The sequence below is a fragment of the Faecalibacterium sp. PGM34 genome (assembly GCF_054456555.1).
Genome location: NZ_CM136898.1, coordinates 636,355 through 654,320 on the forward strand (window position 1 = coordinate 636,355; position 17,966 = coordinate 654,320).

General features: G+C 60.2%; 18 protein-coding genes, 2 tRNA genes and 1 pseudogene. 12 read left to right on the forward strand and 9 right to left on the reverse strand.

The window, feature by feature from the left end:
- Nucleotides 1-8: 8 nt before the first annotated feature.
- The 6 genes from ACXPUX_RS03055 (at nucleotide 9) to ACXPUX_RS03080 (ending at nucleotide 3,764) form a co-directional block, all read left to right on the forward strand.
- A complete protein-coding gene (locus tag ACXPUX_RS03055; protein ID WP_458829932.1) occupies nucleotides 9-884 on the forward strand; it encodes a ParB/RepB/Spo0J family partition protein in 876 nt (291 codons plus the stop codon).
- A 95-nt stretch (nucleotides 885-979) separates the two neighbouring features.
- Entirely contained in the window at nucleotides 980-2,311 is a 1,332-nt protein-coding gene (serS, locus tag ACXPUX_RS03060; protein ID WP_458829934.1) for a serine--tRNA ligase, read from the forward strand.
- Between the two features lie 505 nt (nucleotides 2,312-2,816).
- A tRNA-Met gene (locus ACXPUX_RS03065) sits at nucleotides 2,817-2,893 on the forward strand.
- 91 nt (nucleotides 2,894-2,984) lie between these two features.
- Nucleotides 2,985-3,056: transfer RNA gene (locus tag ACXPUX_RS03070), tRNA-Glu, on the forward strand.
- Nucleotides 3,057-3,187: 131 nt separating this feature from the next.
- Entirely contained in the window at nucleotides 3,188-3,448 is a 261-nt protein-coding gene (locus ACXPUX_RS03075; protein WP_055186396.1) for a DUF4160 domain-containing protein, read from the forward strand.
- Between the two features lie 16 nt (nucleotides 3,449-3,464).
- Nucleotides 3,465-3,764 carry a DUF2442 domain-containing protein gene (locus tag ACXPUX_RS03080; RefSeq protein ID WP_458829936.1) on the forward strand — a complete coding sequence of 100 codons (300 nt, stop codon included), beginning with the start codon at nucleotides 3,465-3,467 and terminating at the stop codon, nucleotides 3,762-3,764.
- A 51-nt stretch (nucleotides 3,765-3,815) separates the two neighbouring features.
- On the opposite strand, the gene ACXPUX_RS03085 is transcribed toward ACXPUX_RS03080, so the two are convergent.
- From ACXPUX_RS03085 to ACXPUX_RS03105, 5 genes are all read right to left on the reverse strand, one after another.
- On the reverse strand, nucleotides 3,816-4,478 hold the full coding sequence (locus tag ACXPUX_RS03085; protein WP_458829938.1) for an HAD family hydrolase: 663 nt from the start codon (nucleotides 4,476-4,478) through the stop codon (nucleotides 3,816-3,818).
- 78 nt (nucleotides 4,479-4,556) lie between these two features.
- A complete protein-coding gene (locus tag ACXPUX_RS03090) occupies nucleotides 4,557-5,912 on the reverse strand; it encodes a YdbT family protein (protein WP_458829940.1) in 1,356 nt (451 codons plus the stop codon).
- A complete protein-coding gene (locus tag ACXPUX_RS03095; protein ID WP_458829942.1) occupies nucleotides 5,909-6,340 on the reverse strand; it encodes a hypothetical protein in 432 nt (143 codons plus the stop codon). The genes ACXPUX_RS03090 and ACXPUX_RS03095 overlap by 4 nt, the downstream gene beginning before the upstream one ends.
- Nucleotides 6,337-7,005: a potassium channel family protein gene (locus ACXPUX_RS03100; protein WP_458829944.1), complete on the reverse strand. Its 669-nt coding sequence runs from the start codon at nucleotides 7,003-7,005 to the stop codon at nucleotides 6,337-6,339. Before ACXPUX_RS03100 ends, ACXPUX_RS03095 begins: the two co-directional genes overlap by 4 nt.
- Nucleotides 7,006-7,049: 44 nt before the next feature.
- Nucleotides 7,050-7,463 (reverse strand): potassium channel family protein, encoded by a 414-nt coding sequence (locus ACXPUX_RS03105; RefSeq protein WP_005924324.1) that lies wholly within the window; start codon nucleotides 7,461-7,463, stop codon nucleotides 7,050-7,052.
- Between the two features lie 602 nt (nucleotides 7,464-8,065).
- Between ACXPUX_RS03105 and ACXPUX_RS03110 the strand changes: the two genes are divergently transcribed.
- A complete protein-coding gene (locus ACXPUX_RS03110; protein WP_458831149.1) occupies nucleotides 8,066-8,899 on the forward strand; it encodes an undecaprenyl-diphosphate phosphatase in 834 nt (277 codons plus the stop codon).
- A 253-nt stretch (nucleotides 8,900-9,152) separates the two neighbouring features.
- Here the strand turns inward: ACXPUX_RS03110 and ACXPUX_RS03115 are convergent, their stop codons facing one another.
- The gene (locus tag ACXPUX_RS03115; RefSeq protein WP_458829946.1) at nucleotides 9,153-9,668 is read right to left on the reverse strand and encodes a chloride channel protein; all 516 of its coding nucleotides are present in this window, start codon (nucleotides 9,666-9,668) and stop codon (nucleotides 9,153-9,155) included.
- Nucleotides 9,634-10,314 (reverse strand): annotated as a pseudogene (locus ACXPUX_RS03120) (chloride channel protein); the annotation flags it as partial. The gene ACXPUX_RS03115 and the pseudogene ACXPUX_RS03120, both read right to left, overlap by 35 nt.
- A 208-nt stretch (nucleotides 10,315-10,522) precedes the next feature.
- Between ACXPUX_RS03120 and ACXPUX_RS03125 the strand changes: the two are divergent.
- Nucleotides 10,523-11,647 (forward strand): DUF362 domain-containing protein, encoded by a 1,125-nt coding sequence (locus ACXPUX_RS03125; protein WP_458829948.1) that lies wholly within the window; start codon nucleotides 10,523-10,525, stop codon nucleotides 11,645-11,647.
- 64 nt (nucleotides 11,648-11,711) lie between these two features.
- Here the strand turns inward: ACXPUX_RS03125 and ACXPUX_RS03130 are convergent, their stop codons facing one another.
- Nucleotides 11,712-12,329: a hypothetical protein gene (locus ACXPUX_RS03130; protein ID WP_458829950.1), complete on the reverse strand. Its 618-nt coding sequence runs from the start codon at nucleotides 12,327-12,329 to the stop codon at nucleotides 11,712-11,714.
- A 348-nt stretch (nucleotides 12,330-12,677) separates the two neighbouring features.
- Here ACXPUX_RS03130 and ACXPUX_RS03135 point away from each other — a divergent pair, with 348 nt between their 5' ends.
- The 4 genes from ACXPUX_RS03135 to gluQRS all read left to right on the forward strand — a co-directional run bounded on the left by ACXPUX_RS03135 (nucleotide 12,678) and on the right by gluQRS (nucleotide 17,228).
- Nucleotides 12,678-12,926 (forward strand): CAT RNA binding domain-containing protein, encoded by a 249-nt coding sequence (locus tag ACXPUX_RS03135; RefSeq protein ID WP_458829952.1) that lies wholly within the window; start codon nucleotides 12,678-12,680, stop codon nucleotides 12,924-12,926.
- Nucleotides 12,927-13,144: 218 nt separating this feature from the next.
- Nucleotides 13,145-14,704, forward strand: coding sequence for a PTS transporter subunit EIIC (locus tag ACXPUX_RS03140; protein ID WP_458829954.1), 1,560 nt, complete (start codon nucleotides 13,145-13,147; stop codon nucleotides 14,702-14,704).
- Between the two features lie 70 nt (nucleotides 14,705-14,774).
- Complete coding sequence (locus ACXPUX_RS03145) at nucleotides 14,775-16,133, forward strand: 6-phospho-alpha-glucosidase (protein ID WP_458829956.1); 1,359 nt, start codon at nucleotides 14,775-14,777, stop codon at nucleotides 16,131-16,133.
- 123 nt (nucleotides 16,134-16,256) lie between these two features.
- The gene (gene gluQRS / locus ACXPUX_RS03150; protein ID WP_458829958.1) at nucleotides 16,257-17,228 is read left to right on the forward strand and encodes a tRNA glutamyl-Q(34) synthetase GluQRS; all 972 of its coding nucleotides are present in this window, start codon (nucleotides 16,257-16,259) and stop codon (nucleotides 17,226-17,228) included.
- A 65-nt stretch (nucleotides 17,229-17,293) separates the two neighbouring features.
- Here the strand turns inward: gluQRS and ACXPUX_RS03155 are convergent, their stop codons facing one another.
- Nucleotides 17,294-17,950, reverse strand: coding sequence for a phosphatase PAP2 family protein (locus ACXPUX_RS03155; RefSeq protein WP_458829960.1), 657 nt, complete (start codon nucleotides 17,948-17,950; stop codon nucleotides 17,294-17,296).
- Nucleotides 17,951-17,966: the final 16 nt, after the last annotated feature.

A 17,966-nucleotide genomic window follows, 5' to 3' on the forward strand; every position in this document is an offset into this window, starting at 1 on the left:
GGTAAACAATGGCAAGAGGAAAAGGAGGGCTCGGGCGCGGGCTGGACAGTCTGTTTGAGGACGCAGCACCGGTCTTTGAGTCAGAGCACGCAGCGGTGGAAACGCTGCCGCTGCGCGAGATCGAGCCGGACCCCGACCAGCCCCGCAAGACCTTTGAGCAGGAGACCCTCAGTGAGCTGGCTGCCAGCATCGCCGAGCACGGCTTGCTGCAGCCCATCGCGGTGCGGCCAAGACCCATGGGCGGTTACAGCATCGTGGCGGGCGAGCGCCGCTGGCGCGCCTCCCGCATGGCGGGTCTAACCGAGGTGCCGGTGGTCATCAAGGATGTGTCCGACGAGCAGGCCATGGAGCTGGCGCTGGTGGAAAACTTGCAGCGGGAGGATCTGGACCCGGTGGAAGAAGCTGCCGGGATCCGGGAGCTGATGACCCGCTGCGACCTGACACAGGAGCAGGCCGCCCGCAAGCTGGGCAAGAGCCGCAGCGCACTGGCGAACAGTCTGCGTCTGCTCAATCTGCCGGCAACGGTGCTGGAGCTGCTGAAGAGCGGCTTTATCAATACCGGCCACGCGAAGGTGGTGCTGGGTCTGCCCACGCCGGAATTGCAGGCCGAAGCCGCGCAGATCATCGCGGACAACCAGCTGAACGTCCGTCAGGCTGAGGCGCTTTGCAAAAAGATGGCAAAGCCCGCCAAGGAGCCCCGCGAACCCGCACCCCGCGGCACTTTGCCGGTGGAGGTGGAGGAGAGCCTGAAGCAGGTGCTGGGCAGCGAGGTGAACGTGGCCTACCACGGCGGCAAGGGCAAGCTGACGGTGCATTTTTACTCCGATGAGCAGCTGCGCGCCTTTGCAAACCTGCTGGGACAGTACCAGATGGAAACCGAATAATCATGCGATCCAAGGCGGGAACAGCCGCCTTTGAACGGCAGCGGAAAGCCCCAGGCGCACCGCTGCAAGCCCAATAGAGTTAAGGAGAGTCAATCATGCTGGATATCAAATTTGTCCGCGAGAACCCGGACGCCGTTAAGGAAAACATCAAAAAGAAGTTTCAGGATGCAAAGCTGCCGCTGGTGGACGAGGTCATCGAAAAGGATGCCCAGTACCGCGCAGCCCTGAAGGAAGTGGAGGCTCTGAAGGCCGCCCGCAACAAGCTGAGCAAGGCCAACGGCCCGCTGTTCGGCCAGCTGAAGAAGTGCACCGACGAGGCACAGAAGGCAGAGATTCAGGCACAGATCGACGCCAACAATGCCGCCGTCAAGGCCGACGCCGACAAGATGGCAGAGCTGGAGAAGGAAGAGGAGGCACTGTCTGCCCGCATTCAGGAGATCATGTACACCATTCCCCAGATGATCGACCCCAGCGTGCCCATCGGCCCGGACGATACCTATAACGTGGAGGCTCAGCGCTTCGGCGAGCCAGTGGTGCCGGATTTCCCCATCCCGTACCACACCGAGATCATGGAGAGCTTTGACGGCATCGATATGGACGCCGCAGGCCGCGTGGCCGGTAACGGCTTCTACTACCTGCTGGGCAATATCGCACGCCTGCACGAGGCTGTGCTGGCCTACGCCCGCGACTTTATGATCAACAAGGGCTTTACCTACGTCATCCCGCCCTTCATGATGCACGGCAACGTGGTGCAGGGCGTCATGTCCTTCCCTGAGATGGACGCCATGATGTACAAGATCGAGGGTGAGGACCTGTACCTCATCGGCACCAGCGAGCACACCATGATCGGCCGCTTCATCGACCAGACGCTGGACGAGAGCAAGATGCCCCTGACCCTGACCTCTTACAGCCCCTGCTTCCGCAAGGAGAAGGGCGCACACGGCATCGAGGAGCGCGGCATCTACCGCATCCACCAGTTCGAGAAGCAGGAGATGATCGTGGTCTGCCGCCCCGAGGAGAGCGCCGACTGGTACGAGAAGCTGTGGCAGATGTCCGTGGAGCTGTTCCGCAGCATGGAGATCCCCGTGCGTCAGCTGAACTGCTGCTCCGGCGATCTGGCTGACCTGAAGGTCAAGAGCTGCGATATCGAGGCATGGAGCCCCCGCCAGCAGAAGTACTTCGAGGTCTGCTCCTGCTCCAATCTGGGTGACGCACAGGCACGCCGCCTGCACATCCGCATCAAGGGCAAGGACGGCAAGACCTATCTGGCTCACACCCTGAACAACACCTGCGTGGCACCCCCGCGTATGCTGATCGCCTTCCTGGAGAACCATCTGCAGGCCGACGGCAGCGTGACCATCCCCGAAGTGCTGCAGCCGTACATGGGCGGGTTGAAGGTCATGGTCCCCACCAATAAGAAGAACTGAGAACTGCACCGGGTTTTCCACAACCGGGCAGAAAAAGGTTGAAAAAAGCACCGCTTTCCGCACAGGGAAGCGGTGCTTTTTGCGTGGGAAGCGGGTGCGCTCTTTCAGCCAAGAGCACTGCCGGAAGCTTTCTCATTGCACCTGATACTTTAGCGACAGTGCTAACGGCGTGCGCCCTCTCAGCCAAGAGCACTGCCGGAAACTTTCTCATTGTGCCTAATGCTTTAGCAACGGGCTTTACGGCTTGGCTCTCCCTTTGAGGAAAGACTTCCCCCGCTCCGGGGGAAGATGTCACCGTAGGTGACAAAAGGGGGAATCTGGCGCGGGAGCGCCTGAGAGCGCTTTTTTACCCGCAAAACTGACAAGAAAACCTATGTTTCAACGCACCTATGTAAATAAATTAAGAATATCAAAAAACTGCAAAATTTTTTGAAAATATGTGTTGACAAAAGGGGCATCTATGGATATAATAATAAAGCACCGTTCGAGTGCAAGTTAAATATGTGGCGGTATAGCTCAGTTGGCTAGAGCATTCGGTTCATACCCGAAGTGTCACCGGTTCAAATCCAGTTACCGCTACCACGTTACAGAGTTTCGCTAAGATAAGGGGGACGGTCGTCCGCAGTAGTGGACGATGAAAGTCGGAGGTTTTAGCGAAGCTCTGTATTTGTAAGGCCCGTTGGTCAAGCGGTTAAGACACGGCCCTTTCACGGCTGTAACATGGGTTCGATTCCCGTACGGGTCATAAAAACGCCTTTGCGCATTGCGCAAGGGCGTTTTTGCTTTGTCCCGGATGGGAAGCCTAGCTACATAATACAGGATATAGACTTTTTTCAAAAAATAAGATATACTTACGTTGAAAAGGTGGGATGTGTTATGCCGGAGATCAGTTTGTTTTGCGGGATACGGGTCACAATGTTTTACAGTGACCATAATCCGCCGCATTTTCACGCCGAATACGGCGGATTCAAGGCGTTGATCGATATTCAAAATTCCTGTGTGATCCGTGGTGCATTGCCGGGGCGGCAGCTGAAGCTGATCCTTGCATGGTGTGAGCTGCATAAGGATGAGCTGATGCAGAACTGGGAGCTGGCCAGAACTGCTGCACCGCTCAATCACATTGCACCGCTGATCTAAAAAAGGAGGCATCTCTATGGATACGTTGTTCCCCAAGGTCTTGCAGGCTGTTGCGGGCGAGGACTTTACGGTGTACCTCTATTTCAACGATGGCTCTGTGCGTCTGTATGACGCAAAGCCGCTGCTTGCACTGGGCGGGGTCTTTGCACCCTTGCAGAATGAAGCTTTTTTCAAAAGCCGCCTGACCGTCCTGAACGATACCGCAGCATGGGATGTGACCGGTGACCGGGACCCGGGCAGCTGTGTGGACTTGGACCCCATCGAGTTGTACGAGACCTGTCCTGTGGTGGTAGACCCGCTGGAATCGGCATCCTGATCCGCAAAAATACGCAAAAACACGGGAAGATCCGCAGACCTTCCCGTGTTTTTATTTATTCCTCTCCTGCACATAGTGCAGAATGTCCTCCGGCACTTCTGCCAGCGCATCCGCACCGGCGGCGGTCAGCTCGGCGCGGCCGCGGAAGCCCCACAGCGCGCCCATGGCGGGCAGCTGCGCGTTGTGCCCGGTGAGGATGTCCACGTCGCTGTCGCCCACAAAAAGGGTGGCGGCGGGGTCTGCGCCCAGCTCGGTCATCAGGGCGTACAGCCCGGTGGGGTCGGGCTTGGTAGGCACGCCCGGGCGGCTGCCCCGCACGGTGTCAAAGCGCTCCGTGCCAAAGTAGTGGGCAATGATGCCGCCGCACAGGGCATCGGCCTTGTTGGAGAACACCGCGCACTGGATGCCCTCGGCTTTCAGTGCGTCCAGCAGCGCCGGAATGCCGGGGTAGGGCGCGGTCTTGTCCTCCTTGTGGGCATCGTACCGGGCGGTGAACTGCGTCAGCGTCGCCGCCAGCTGCGCCGGGGTGCGGGCGTCTGCGGGGGAGAACCGCTCCACCAGCTTGGGGATGCCGTTGCCCACCATCATCTTGAACTGCGCCACTGTAAAGGTGGGCCAGCCGTTTTGTGCACACACCCAGTTCCCGGCATCGGCAAGGTCGTCGATGGTGTTCAGCAGGGTGCCGTCAAGGTCAAATAATACAGTCTTTATCATAAAAATAGTCTCCGTTGGTCTGTGATATAAAAAATGCCCCGCCGACCGTAGGTTCAGCGGGGCATCGCAAGTATACTTCTATATTCCCAGAAAATCAAGAGCCGCCAGCGGCACGCTGCGCACCGTGACCTTTTCTTTGCCGGGGAATACAAGGGTCAGGTTGGCGCGCTGCACCGTCACCGCCCAAGGAGACTGCAACGCGGTAAAGCCGGTGTCCGGGTGGAACACGCACAGCTGGTGCAGATGGAACCGGTGCTGTCGGCAGAGCAGCAGCTGTCCCTGCTGCTGCCATACGCCCTCCCGGTGCCAGCCCACAGCGGCAGCGCCCAGCAGGGCGGCAAACACCCCGGTGGGGATGAGCAGCGGCAGGGTAAGGGCAGGCAGGGTGGTGCGGGATACCGCCGTCAGCAGCAGGCAGAGCGCCAGCGGGATGCCCGCCGGTAAAAAGAACACCATGCTGCGGTCGGTGGTGTCGGTGCGGGTGTCCGGGGGCAGCTGCGCCATCTCCGGCAGCAGCTCCCGCAGCAGCGGGGTGCCCTCCCGCCAGACGAACAGGGGCAGCTCCGGGCGGCACGCCCCTGCCGAGACAAATACCGGGCAGTAATGCAGCGCCCATGTGGCCGGGGAGCGGCGCAGGTCGGCGTAGTTCAGCTGGCTGAGCCGCAGCCGCATCTCGTACCGGCGGATCAATCCGCCCCGGCTGCCCAGCTGGGTGTCGGTGCGCCAGACGGTGTAATGCACCGCCTGCAAAGCGCTGCGCACCAGACTGATACAGAACAGGGTGCCCGCCAGCACCAGCAGCCACGCCATGCCCAGCGGCAGCCAGCGGGCGGCAAACGCCGCCAGCTGTCCCAGCTGTGCAAGGGCAGCAGTCTGGGCATCCGGGGCGTAGCTCTGGGTCTGGCGGATGGCCAGCCACCACAAAAACAGGGTAGACAGACCGTTGGCGCCCAGCACCGTAAAGGCCAGCTTTTCGCCGCCCTTGGGCGCGTGCCACAGCGGGTCTGTCACCGGCAGCAGCAGGTCGGCAAGCGTTTCAGCCTGCTGCCGGGTAAGATACAGGATAATGGTCCTTGTCTGCCCAACAGGGTACAGCACCACCCGGCAGGCACCGATCAGGCGGTAGACCAGCGGCTGCTCCAGCACCAGCGCCGCCAGACCTTCGGCGCGCAGGGCGCGGTCCAGCCGCACCCCCAGCCGCCAGCTGACGTGTACCGTGCCCTCGGCATCCACCTGCCAGCGGCCGCCATAGTACACCGCCCAGCAAACGGCGCTGATAAAGAAGAGCAGCACAAGGTCCTGCCGCAGCGCCGCCCGCAAAGCGTCCCAGTTGCGGGCAAAAAGCACCTGTACCAGCGGCAGAAGGTACACCAGCAAAGTCTTGCGCAGCAGATGCAGCGCCGCCAGCGGGTGAAAGTGCTTTTCCCGGTTCATACGTTGCCCTCCATCAGCACCGCTGCCAGCGCGGTAGCCTGTGCGGCGGGGATGCCGGGCAGCACCAATTGCAGCCCCGGGCTGCGCACAAGGAGCACGGTGCACCCTGCCGCCCACAGCAGCGGGGTGCGCAGCAGCTGCACCCCGGTGACCGCCCGGCGCGGGATGCGGCGCAGCACAGGAATGGCGATTCCGGCCTGCACCGTGACGCTGTCTGCCGTCAGGGCGGCGACAAAGCTGCAGCAGCGCGCCCGGACCAGCGCCACCAGCGCCACCCATACGATGCAAAAGACCACGCCCGCCCACACGCTTTGCCAGAAGGCAAAGGGCGCGCAGACCAGCCCGGGCACAGCTGCCCAGACGCAGAGCACCCGGCGGGCGCGGGACGGCAGCACCAGCGCGGTGCGCAGCAGCTCCTGCTCGCTCATTTGTGGGAGGAAAGACCCCACGCATCCATCAGCAGATGCAGGGTGTCGTCCTGTGTCAGGCAGAGCAGCCTATCCCACGGCAGCAGCACCGTGTTGCCGTGAGGGATGATGAACTCGGTATCCCGGGTGATGCTGACCAGAATGGCGTCGCCGGGGATGGGGATCTCCTTGATCTCCTTGCCCGCGAACTGGAAGTCCTCCGGCAGCAGGATCTCGTTCAGGCTGGCAGTGCCGCCGCCCAGGGACAGCAGCTGCCGGATGGTGTCGGTCTCGATCTCCCGCTCCAGAATGTGGCTCAGGTTGTCGGTGCCGCACACCACGGTGTCCACGCCCAGCGTGTGCAGGATGTCCCGGTTTTTGGGGTTGGAGGCGCGCGCCACGGTGCGGTTCACGCCGAACTCCCGCTTGGCGATCTGGCACGCCACCAGATTGGTCTCGTCGGTGTTGGTCACCGCCACAAAGGCGTCGCAGCTGGCCACATCGGCGGTGCACAGGGTGTCAAAGCTCAGGGAGTCGCCGCAGATGACCGGGATATCCAGCGTATCCGCAAGGGTGCGGCACAGCGCCTCCTGCGGCTCAATGATGGTCACCTTATGGTGGTGGGACAGCAGGCTTTGGGCAAGATACATGCCCACCCGGCCGCCGCCGGCAATACAAACTTTCATATCGTTACCTCATTCTACGGTCTGTAAAGCAAAAACAGGCTGTTTTACTTGGAAAGAGCCCGGAACACCGCCTGCTCGGTCAGCACGGTGGGGCAGATGGTCTCCAGCTCGTAGGCCTTGTGGTACAAAATTTGCAGATGCGGGTCGGACACCCGGCAGATGACTTTATCCCGGCGGAAGATGTTCTTGGCCAGCTGCGCCGCCATCAGGTTCACCGAGTCCTCCTCGGTCACCGCCGCCACGGCGTCGCAGTTCTCTACGCCGCCCCGGCGCAGGGTGTCCGGGTCGGTGGGGTCGCCCACAAGGGCAGTGCCGTGAAAGGTATAATCGTCAAAGGCATCCAGACGCTTGAGCTGCTCGGGGTCTTTTTCCACCACCGAGATATCATGGCCGATGCGCTCCAGATCGCGGATCAGCGCCGCACCCACCTGATCGCAGCCGATCACCAGTATGTTCATGAAGGTTCACCTCGTTGTTCTCAGAGCTTTTTGCGCCGGGCGCAGAAAGCGGACAGACTTCTTATTTTTATAGTATAGCACATTTCCCGGGGTAGATAAATACAGCGCCCGGAGGAAATGCGGAAATAAATTGCGCAGGCTGCTTGCGCCCGCGCCCTCTCCGTCACGGCTTACGCCGTACCACCTTTCCCAAAGGGAACGGTTTTAGCGGTGGAGGGAAAGTTTCTTATTGCGACTGAAACCTTAGCGACAAGGCCAACGACGTGCGCCCTCTCAGTCACCTTCGGTGACAGCTCTCCCAAAGGGAGAGCCAAGAGCACTGCCGGAAACTTTCTCATTTCTCCTAAAGCTTTAGCAACGAGCCTTAGACCTTGGCTCTCCCTTTGAGGAAAGACTTCCCCCGCTCCGGGGGAAGATGTCACCGTAGGTGACAAAAGGGGGAATCTGGCCCGGGAGCGCCTGAGAGGGCGTACCCGCCTGCAGAAAACTGCTCTCGCTCCGGTAAAATTTCTATAATCTGTATGCACGGCGGCTCATAGTATGGTATACTGGAACTGCTTTTGAAAAAACTACGCACCCAACGGGTGCTGCAGGAGGGATTTATTACGTTTTTCGAGATCATCAAGGCGATCCTGATGGGTATCGTGGAGGGCATTACCGAGTGGCTGCCTATCTCCTCCACCGGTCACATGATTTTGGTGGAGCAGGTCGTCAAGTTCAATGCCAGTGAAGAATTCATGTCCATGTTCCGGGTAGTCATCCAGCTGGGTGCCATTCTGGCTGTGGTGGTGCTGTTCTGGAATAAGCTGTGGCCCTTCGGGCTGCGGCAGGGCAAGGTCATCTCCAAGCCCAGTGTGTGGAACCTGTGGTTCAAGGTGGTAGCCGCCACCCTGCCGGTGCTGGTCATCAGCCCGCTGGACGACTGGATGGAGGCACACTTCTATAACTACATCACCGTAGCCGCCATGCTGATTTTGTACGGCGTGCTCTTCCTTGTGGTGGAGAACCGCCGCACCACGCCCCGGGTCACAAAGCTGGAACAGATCAGCTACCGGGACGCGCTGCTCATCGGCGTGTGGCAGTGCCTTGCCATCATCCCCGGCACCTCCCGCTCCGGCGCTACCATCGTGGGCGGCCTGCTGCTGGGGCTCTCCCGCGCCTGTGTGGCAGAGTTCACCTTCTATCTTGCCATCCCGGTCATGGCGGGTGCATCCCTGCTCAAGGTGGTCAAGTTCGCGGTTTCCGGTGTATCCATCACCGGCACCGAGGTCGCTGTGCTGCTGGTGGGCTGCGTTGTGGCCTTTGTGGTCAGCCTTGCAGCCATCCGCTTCCTGATGGACTACGTCAAGCGCCACGACTTCAAGTTCTTCGGCATCTACCGCATCGTGCTGGGTGCCATCGTGCTGGCTGTGGCGGCCATCACCGCGCTGGCATAAGAGAAAAGGTTAATAATGATAACAGGGGCTGCTGCACTGAATGCCGTGCAGCAGCCCCTTATTGTATGGTGTGCTTCTTTTTTGGGCGGGCTGAACCCTCTCCGTCATCGGTGGCGGCAAGGTTTCTCGTTGCTCTTGATACTTTCCATAGGACAACGACGTGCGCCCTCTCCGTCACGGCTTACGCCGTGCCACCTCTCCCAAAGGGAGAGGCAAGAGCACTGCCGGAAACTTTCTCATTATACCTAATACTTTAGCAACGAACGTAATGGCTTGGCTCTCCCTTTGGGAGAGCTGGCGCGGGAGCGCCTGAGAGGGCGAACGCAAACTCTTGCTCTTCCTCTTTTTTCACCTTTACGCGCCACTTGTGAGACATATACTCTGAGCGCAGCTTGTTGGTGACAAAGGTCTGGCTGCTGTACAGGCCGTGGTGGCCGGAGAGCATATAGCAGATGCCGCAGCCCAGCGCGATGAGCTCCAGCCCTGCGCCGCTGAACAGCTCAAAGGCCAGCAGGATGGAGGGGATCAGGGCGTTGGTGGCACCGCAGAAGATGGACACCAGCCCCACTGCCGCCGCAAACCCGGCGGGCAGACCCAGCAGCGGGCCGACCACGCAGCCAAAGGTAGCGCCCACAAAAAAGCTGGGCACCACCTCGCCGCCCTTGAACCCGCAGGCAAGGGTCAGCGCGGTGAGGAAGATCTTGCACAGAAAATCCCACGGCAGCGCAGGCCACACCCAGCAGGATGACCAGCAGGGCGGTGCGGACATTCAGCTCCGGCGCGGTGAGGGCAAAGTGGGTGGGTGCGATGCCAAAGACCAGCGAGCAGCCGTAGGCGAGGAGGGCAGAGGTAAAGGCCGGGACAAAGGCAGAGGTGAAGGTCAGGCCCACATCCTCCACCATCATGGCAAAGCAGGCCGCCGCCAGCCGGGTGCCGAACAGGGCAGAGAAGAATGCCGCCATGCCGCTGATGGTGGCGGTGCGGCGGTCGTGGTCCTTGAGCCGCAGCAGGGTGCCGAGGTTCCAGCCGATGCTGCCGCCCATCTGCAACGCAGCGCCCTCGCGGCCGGCAGAGCCGCCGCACAGGTGGGTGAGCACCGTACCCAGAAAAATAGCGGGCACCAGCAGAATGCTGACCGGCTCGCCGCTCTGCACGGCGCGGAGAACATTGTTGGTGCCCACACCCTCGCACTTTGTTACCTTATAAAGGGCAGTGATGAGCAGACCCGCCACAGGCAAAAGGAACAGCAGCCAGGGCTGCGCGGCGCGCAGTTCTGTCGCGTGCTTGACGGCAAGGTGGAACAAGGTGCCCAGAAATCCACAGAGCAGACCCATGGGAACCGCCAGAAAGAACCATTGCAGCGCCACCCGCAGGGCGGCTTCGGCTTCGCGCCGGAATGTATCAAAATCGTTCATAGAAAGTACTCCTGTATCTTGACATCCGTTCCATTTTTCGGAACCGATATAAAATAGCACCGCAGGGCAGGGCTGTCAACCCCAAAATGGGCAGAGAAAAACGGCTCTGCTCATTTTCTGTTTACATCGCTCGCCCGGGTGTGCTATACTGAACAAAAGAGAGACCGCGCGGCAGACGCCGCCGGAAGGATATGGGAGGAAAAACACCATGGAAGCATCCAAAGTTTACTATACGGATTTCCGCTGTCCGGTGGGCACCAGCCTGCTGGAAAAGCTGCGCCGGGTGTGCATTGCCGCCGGCATCAAGGACATCGACATGGACGGCCGGTTCGTGGCCATCAAGATGCACTTCGGCGAGCTGGGCAATCTGGCCTTTCTGCGCCCCAACTACGCCAAGGTGGTGGCAGACCTGTGCAAGGAGCAGGGCGGTATGCCCTTCCTGACCGACTGCAACACCCTGTACCCGGGCAGCCGCAAGAATGCGCTGGAGCATTTGAACTGCGCCCAGCTGAACGGCTTCTGGCCCATGACCACCGGCTGTCAGGTGATCATTGGTGACGGCCTGCGCGGCACGGATGAGGTGGAAGTGCCGGTGCCGAACGGCGAATACTGCAAGACCGCCAAAATCGGCCGCGCCATCATGGATGCGGACGTGTTCATCAGCCTGACCCACTTCAAGGGACATGAGTCCACCGGCTTCGGCGGTGCGCTCAAGAATATCGGCATGGGCTGCGGCTCCCGCGCGGGCAAGATGGAGCAGCACGCTGCCGGCAAGCCCGCCGTGCAGGAGGGGCTGTGCCGCGGCTGCCACCGCTGCGCCAAGGAGTGCGGCTCGGACGCCATTACTTACAATGCCGAAAACAAGGCGGTCATCGACTACGACAAGTGCAAGGGCTGTGGCCGCTGCATCGGCGCATGCAGCTTTGACGCCATCTATTCTCCAAACGACTGCGCCAACGAGCTGCTGGACCGCAAGATGGCAGAGTATGCCGCCGCAGTCTGCCACGACCGCCCCTGCTTCCATATTTCTCTGGTGCAGGACATCAGCCCCAACTGCGACTGCCACGGCGAGAACGATGCACCCATCCTGCCGGATATCGGTATCTTTGCGTCCTTCGACCCGGTGGCGCTGGACCAGGCCTGCGTGGACGCCTGCCTGAACGCCGCCCCGCTGCCCAACAGCCAGCTGAGCACGAACCTTGCAAAGCCGGGCTGGAACTGCTACCACGACAACTTCAAGGACTCCAACCCCAACATCGAGTGGAAGGCCACCCTTGAACAGGCCGAGAAGGTGGGCATGGGCACCCGCCAGTATGTGCTGAAAAAGGTATAAAGACAAAATGGGGCGCTGACCACACGGTCAGCGCCCCATTGCGCTTTAAAGTTTAAGGTTGCGTTTAAGCTTCGCCGTTTGTCTCCGGCACGATATCGTCCAGCACAGCTTGCAGCGCCTGCCAGTTTTTCAGGGTGCAGCCGGGCAGGGTGTCAGCGTCCAGCCCTGCGTCCGCGATGCGGCCGGTCATGCTGTCCTTGTCGCTGAGCAGATCCAGCGCGGCGTCCTTGACCAGCGGCCAAGCCTCGGCAAAGCCCTCCTGCTGGTTGTCGGTCAGGCCGTCGTACCAGCTGTAAAAGGCCTCCTGAATGGCCTCCGGGGAGCGGCTGGACATCCGCGCGTCCTCGGCCCAGTGCAGCAGCGATGCCGCCGCGATGACCGATTTCAAGGAGCAGCCGGATACCCCGGGCCCCCAGCCCAGACAAGGCGCAAAGGCGTTTTCCGTGCCGGTGATGGAGAACACCGAGTTCTCGTCGAAGTTGCCGGGATTCAGCTCTCCGGTGTTGGCCTCTGTGGTGGAGGAGGGCAGCTCACTGCTGCCGGAAGCGGATGCGCTGTCCGAGGCGGGCGCAGCGCTGGATGCGGGGCTGCTGTCGGCAGCCCCGCCGCAGGCTGCCAGCAGGCAGCCCAGCAAAGCGGCGCACAGCAGCAGCGCAAGGGGACGGATATATTTCGATCTCATAAGAAAAACCTCCGTAAACGGTGCTCCGGCAAGCCGCCGGAGCAAAACGGGATCTACACCCTAAGTATACGTTCTGCGCACGGCGTTGTCAATCGTTCTGCGCAGGACGAATTTCAAGCAGACCTGTGCAGGATATACAAAAATACAGCTTAAATTTCGGGCAGTTCAACGCATTGACATTTCCTGCGCTGGCTCGTATAATCAAAAGCAAACAAGTGAATTTATCAGTGCGTGTAACTGTTCGATCAGGCATGAGCATCAGAGGGAAGGCGGCAACGGCATCCCTTTGGTTCTTGTGCCCTTTTCTTTTTCATAAAAGCTGCGGCATGGAAGCGGAGGAGGGCGGCGATGCAGGCTGTAAAGGTATTCAATAACAATGCGGTGTCGGTGGTCATGCCGGACGGCAGGGAAGCCATTCTCGTGGGCAACGGGCTTGGGTTTGGCCGCCGCCCGGGGGACGTGATCGACAAAAGCCGCGTTTCCAAGGTGTACTATGTGCAGAACGAACTGCAGACCAAGTTCCTCAAGATGCTGGATAACGTCACCCCGCAGGTGATGCAGGCCGCCGAGCGCATCTCGCTGGCGGCAGAGGAGTAGGGCATCCTGCTCAGCCGCAACGAGGTGTGCTTACAGCGCATCAATGCCTATCTGCGGCGGGAATTTGATTACGAGCTGGATCATCAGGAGCAGGTCTATCTGCTCATCCACCTGACCAAGATCGTTGGTTAAAATGTTTCAACAGGGCGTCCGGAAGCCCTGCGGAATAGAAATCATCCCCCAAAACAGTCAAGTCAAAAAGTGAGGAGTATTACACGATGAAAGAAAAAGTCATGAATGACTTGGAAAAGTTCTCCAAAGCCATGCTCTCACCGCTGTCGTATATCTCGGCAGCAGGCCTGATCCTTGTGCTGGGCGCATTGCTTACCAGCACAAGCCTTAGTGCGATGATCCCCGTTCTGCAGTGGACCCCCATCAAGCTGCTGGGACAGCTGATCTACAACTGCATCATGGTCATCATCAACAACCTCAGCCTGATGTTCTGCGTGGGCATTGCGGCGGCGCTGGCCAAAAAGAACAAGCAGCAGGCTGCCATCATCGGCCTGATGAGCTACTTTATGTACCTGACCGCCGGCAACGTCACCCTGACCCAGCTGGGTATGCTGGCAGAGGCTGACCCGATGGTGGGCCTGTACGGCACCGGTCAGTCCACCGTGTTCGGCATCCAGACGGTGGATATGGGCGTGTTCGGCGGCATCCTGCTGGGCTTGGTCTGCGGCTGGGTGTACAACCGCACCTGTGAAAAGCAGTTCAAGGGCATTATCACCCAGATCTACTCCGGCAACCGCTGGTCCTTTACCTGCATGGTGGTCTTTTCCATCCTGTTCGGCTTTGGCTCCTGCTTCTTCTGGCCGCCGGTGCAGAACGTCATCAGCGCACTGACCGACCTGATCGCCACCTCCGGCAACTTCGGCCTGTTCCTGTACGGCTTTTTGGAGCGCTTCCTCATCCCCACCGGCCTGCACCACCTCATCTACACCCCCTTCCAGTTCTCTGCGCTGGGCAACAGCCTGACCGTGGGCGATGCCACCTACACCGGCTCCTACATCGTCATGATGATGGAGTACAGCATGGGTCTGCCCTTCTCGGACGGCATCGTGTGGATGTACACCGGCTTCACCAAGACCTTCGGCTACTTTGGCATCGTGGCGGCCTTCATCTTCTGCGCCCGCAAGGAGAACCGCAAAAAGACCGCTGCCGTTCTGGTGCCGCTGGCCTTTACCGCTTCTCTGGCCTCCATCACCGAGCCGCTGGACTTCATGTTCTGCTTCTCTGCCCCCATCCTGTGGGTGGCACACGCCTGCATCTCCGGCCTGTTCATCGTGCTGCTGCACATCTTCCATGTCACCGGCTTTACCACCAACCTCCTCGGCTCGGTGCTGATGAACCTTTCCGCCGGTGCAGATAAGACCAACTATCCCACCCTGTACCTGCTGGCGCTGTGCCAGATCGCAGTGTACTTTGTGGTGTTCACCCTGCTGATCAAGGCCTTCAACCTGCACACCCCCGGCCGGGAAGAGGTGAGCACCGAGACCGCGGGGAGCGATGCACCCGCCAAGAAGGCAAGCGTGAAGAACGCTGCCGAGGTGCAGTGCGTCATCGACGGTCTGGGCGGCAAGGAGAACATCCTGTCGGTGGACAACTGCTTCACCCGCCTGCGGGTAAACATCAAGGACCCCGCAAAGCTGGACGAAGCTGCCATCAACCGGCTGCCGAACAGCGGCATCGTGAAAAAGGGTACCGATATCCAGATCGTTTACGGTCTGCAGGTAGCCGATATTAAGCGTGCCGTGGAAGCACAGCTGGAAAACCAGTAAACCGCTTTACCGTGTCCCGGCGGACTGCGCCGGGCTAACCTGAAAAATACAAAAAAGGAGCGTTTATACTATGGTCATTACCATTGCTGGCGGCGGTAGCACGTTTACCGCCGGTATCGTCAAATCCATCGCCCTGCGCCGGGAAGAACTGGAAGTGGACGAGATCCGTCTGTTCGACATCAACAAGGAGCGGCAGGACAAGGTTGCCGTTTTGGTGGACTGGGTCCTGCACAAGGAGCTGAATACCGACATCAAGCTGGTGGTCACCACCGATGTGCAGCAGGCTTACACCGATACCTCTTTTGTGTTTGCCCAGATGCGCGTGGGCGGCTACGCCATGCGGGAGCAGGACGAAAAGATCCCCCTGCGCCACGGCTGCGTGGGACAGGAGACCTGCGGCTGCGGCGGCATGGCCTACGGAATGCGCACCATCTTCCCCATGATCAAGCTGATCGACGATGTGGAAAAGTATGCCAAGAAGGACTACTGGATCCTGAACTACTCCAACCCCGCCGCCATCGTATCCGAGGCCTGCCGCAAGCTGCGCCCGAAGGCACGGATCATCAACATCTGCGATATGCCCATCGCCATCATTGACGTGGTGGCAGCTGCCATGGGCATCCAGAACAAGAAGGAGATCGTCTACGATTACTTTGGCCTGAACCACTTCGGCTGGTTCACCTCCATCCAGTACCACGGCGAGGACCTGATGCCCAAGCTGCGCGCCTACATCAAGGAGAACCAGATCCTTCTGCCGGAAAGCTACCTCAAGGGCATGGGCGCGCTGACCTCCTCCAGTGGCCAGAACCGCCACACCAAGGGCAGCTGGTACTATGTGTGGAAGGGCGAATACGAGATCATGGAAAACTTCCCGGAGTATCTGCCCAACACCTACCTGAACTACTATCTGCAGGCCAAGGAGTTCGTGGAGCACTCGGACCCGAACCACACCCGTGCCAACGAGGTGGAGGAGACCCGCGAAAAGAACCTGTTCGACGGCATCGACCACTACCTCAAGACCGGCGAGGTGGACGCCAACACCTTCTATGCCGGCAGCCACGGCGACTGGATCGCAGATCTTTCCGCTGCGCTGAAGAACGACACCAAGGCACGCTTCCTCATCATCACCGAGAACCGCGGCGCTATCCCCAATATGCCCTATGACGCAATGGTGGAGCTGCCCGCCTACATCGGTAAAAACGGCCCGGAGGTCATTGCCCGGGACAACATCCCGCTGTTCCAGCAGGGCCTGATGATGCAGCAGCTCAACAGCGAAAAGCTGCTGGTGGAGGGCTGCGTGGAAGGCAGCTACGAGAAGGTGCTGCAGGCCTTTACCCTGAACAAGACTGTGCCCAGCATGAACGTTGCCAAGGCCATTCTGGACGATATGATCGAAGCCAACAAGGGCTACTGGCCGGAGCTGCACTGAGCAGCCGACCTTACAGCCGCCGCAGGCATTGCCGCCTGCGGCGGCTTTTTTGTGCGCATTGACCTTTGCAGAGCAAGGGCTTATAATGAGAAAAAACCAGTAAAAACGAAAGGAAGCACACCCATGCAAAACCAAGTCCCTGTATCCACCAGCCGCCCGGTCACCGGGCGCTTTGCGCCCAGCCCCAGCGGACGGCTGCATCTGGGCAATCTGGCGTGCAGCCTGCTGGCATGGCTCAGCGCAAAAAGTCAGGGCGGGCGCATCGTGCTGCGCATCGAGGATCTGGATGCCGAGCGCTGTCCCCGCGTCTACGCCGACTTGCTGGAGCAGGACCTTGCGTGGCTGGGGCTTACATGGGACGAGGGCGGCAGCACCGGCGGCGCACACGCGCCCTATTACCAGAGCGAGTGCGGGGACATCTATACCCAAAGCTACCGCAAGCTGGAGCAGAGGGGGCTGGTGTACCCCTGCTTTTGCTCCCGCTCCCAGCTGCACGCCGCCAGCGCACCCCACACCTCGGACGGCAACGTCATCTACCCGGGCACCTGCCGGGGGCTGACACCGGAAGAGATCGCGGAAAAGCGCAAAAAGAAAGCCCCTGCCTACCGTCTGATGGTGCCGGACGAGGCCATCACCTTTACGGACGGCTGCATGGGCACCCATACCGAAAACCTGCTGCGGGACTGCGGCGACTTCTATCTGCGCCGGGCAGACGGGGTGTTTGCCTATCAGCTGGCGGTGGTGGTGGACGATGCCCGCATGGGCGTCACCGAGGTGGTGCGCGGGGCAGACCTGCTGTCCTCCACGGCGCGGCAGCTGTACCTGTACCGGCTGCTGGGCTTGCAGCCGCCCCGTTTTGCCCACTGCCCGCTGCTGCTGGCAGCGGACGGGCGGCGGCTGTCCAAGCGGGACGGCGACCAGAGCCTTGAAAACCTGCGGGCAAAATACACCGCACCGGAGATCATCGGTAAGCTGGCGTATGCCTACGGCCTGCAGCCGGAGCCTGCCCCCCGCACCCCGGAAAGCCTTGTGCCGGACTTTGCGTGGACAAAGGTCCCCAAGCAGGATATCTGCCTGCCCGAGGGGCTGTTCTGAAAAAGGAAATGAAAAAACGACCCCTGCCTGCGCCTATGGCGCTGACAGAGGTCGCTTTTTCTTTTTTATGCTCTCCGCACCTGCGGCAGCTGGCTGCGCTCGGCGGCGGTAAAGGTACTGTCCAGCGCCAGAGCCAGCAGCGCACCCAGCGCCACATCAATGCAGCTGTGCTGCTTGAGCAGCACGGTGGAGCAGACGATGGAAACGCACAGCACAGCGGCTGCGGGACGCATCCAGCGGCGGCGGGGCGTATCAAAGATGCGGCTGCGGTAATACGCCAGCAGCAGCGTCACCGAGTTGAACACATGGATGGAGGGGCAGACGTTGGTGGCGGTGTCGGTGCGGTACAAAAAGCGCACCACCCGGGCAAAGATGTCGCTGCCCGGCACCCAGTAGGGGCGCAGGTCCAGTGCCGTGGGCAGCACCGCGTAGCACGCCAGTGCAATGGTCATGCCGGAGAACAGCGGCAGGCACAGCCGCCAGAAGTCCTCCCGCGGGGCTTTCCACAGCAGATAGAACAGGGTAAAGGGGATCCATACGAACCATGCAAAGTAGGGGATCACCGCATATTTGCAGAAGGGGATCAGATCGTCCAACCGGCAGTGCACCAGAATGCTGCGCAGAGGGACGTTTGCCTCCAGATAGTGAAAAACGGAAAGATAAAATATAGAATACAGCGCCATGAACCCGACCGGGTGGCGCGCAAGCCAGCTGCGTTTCATAGAATAGCCTCCTTTT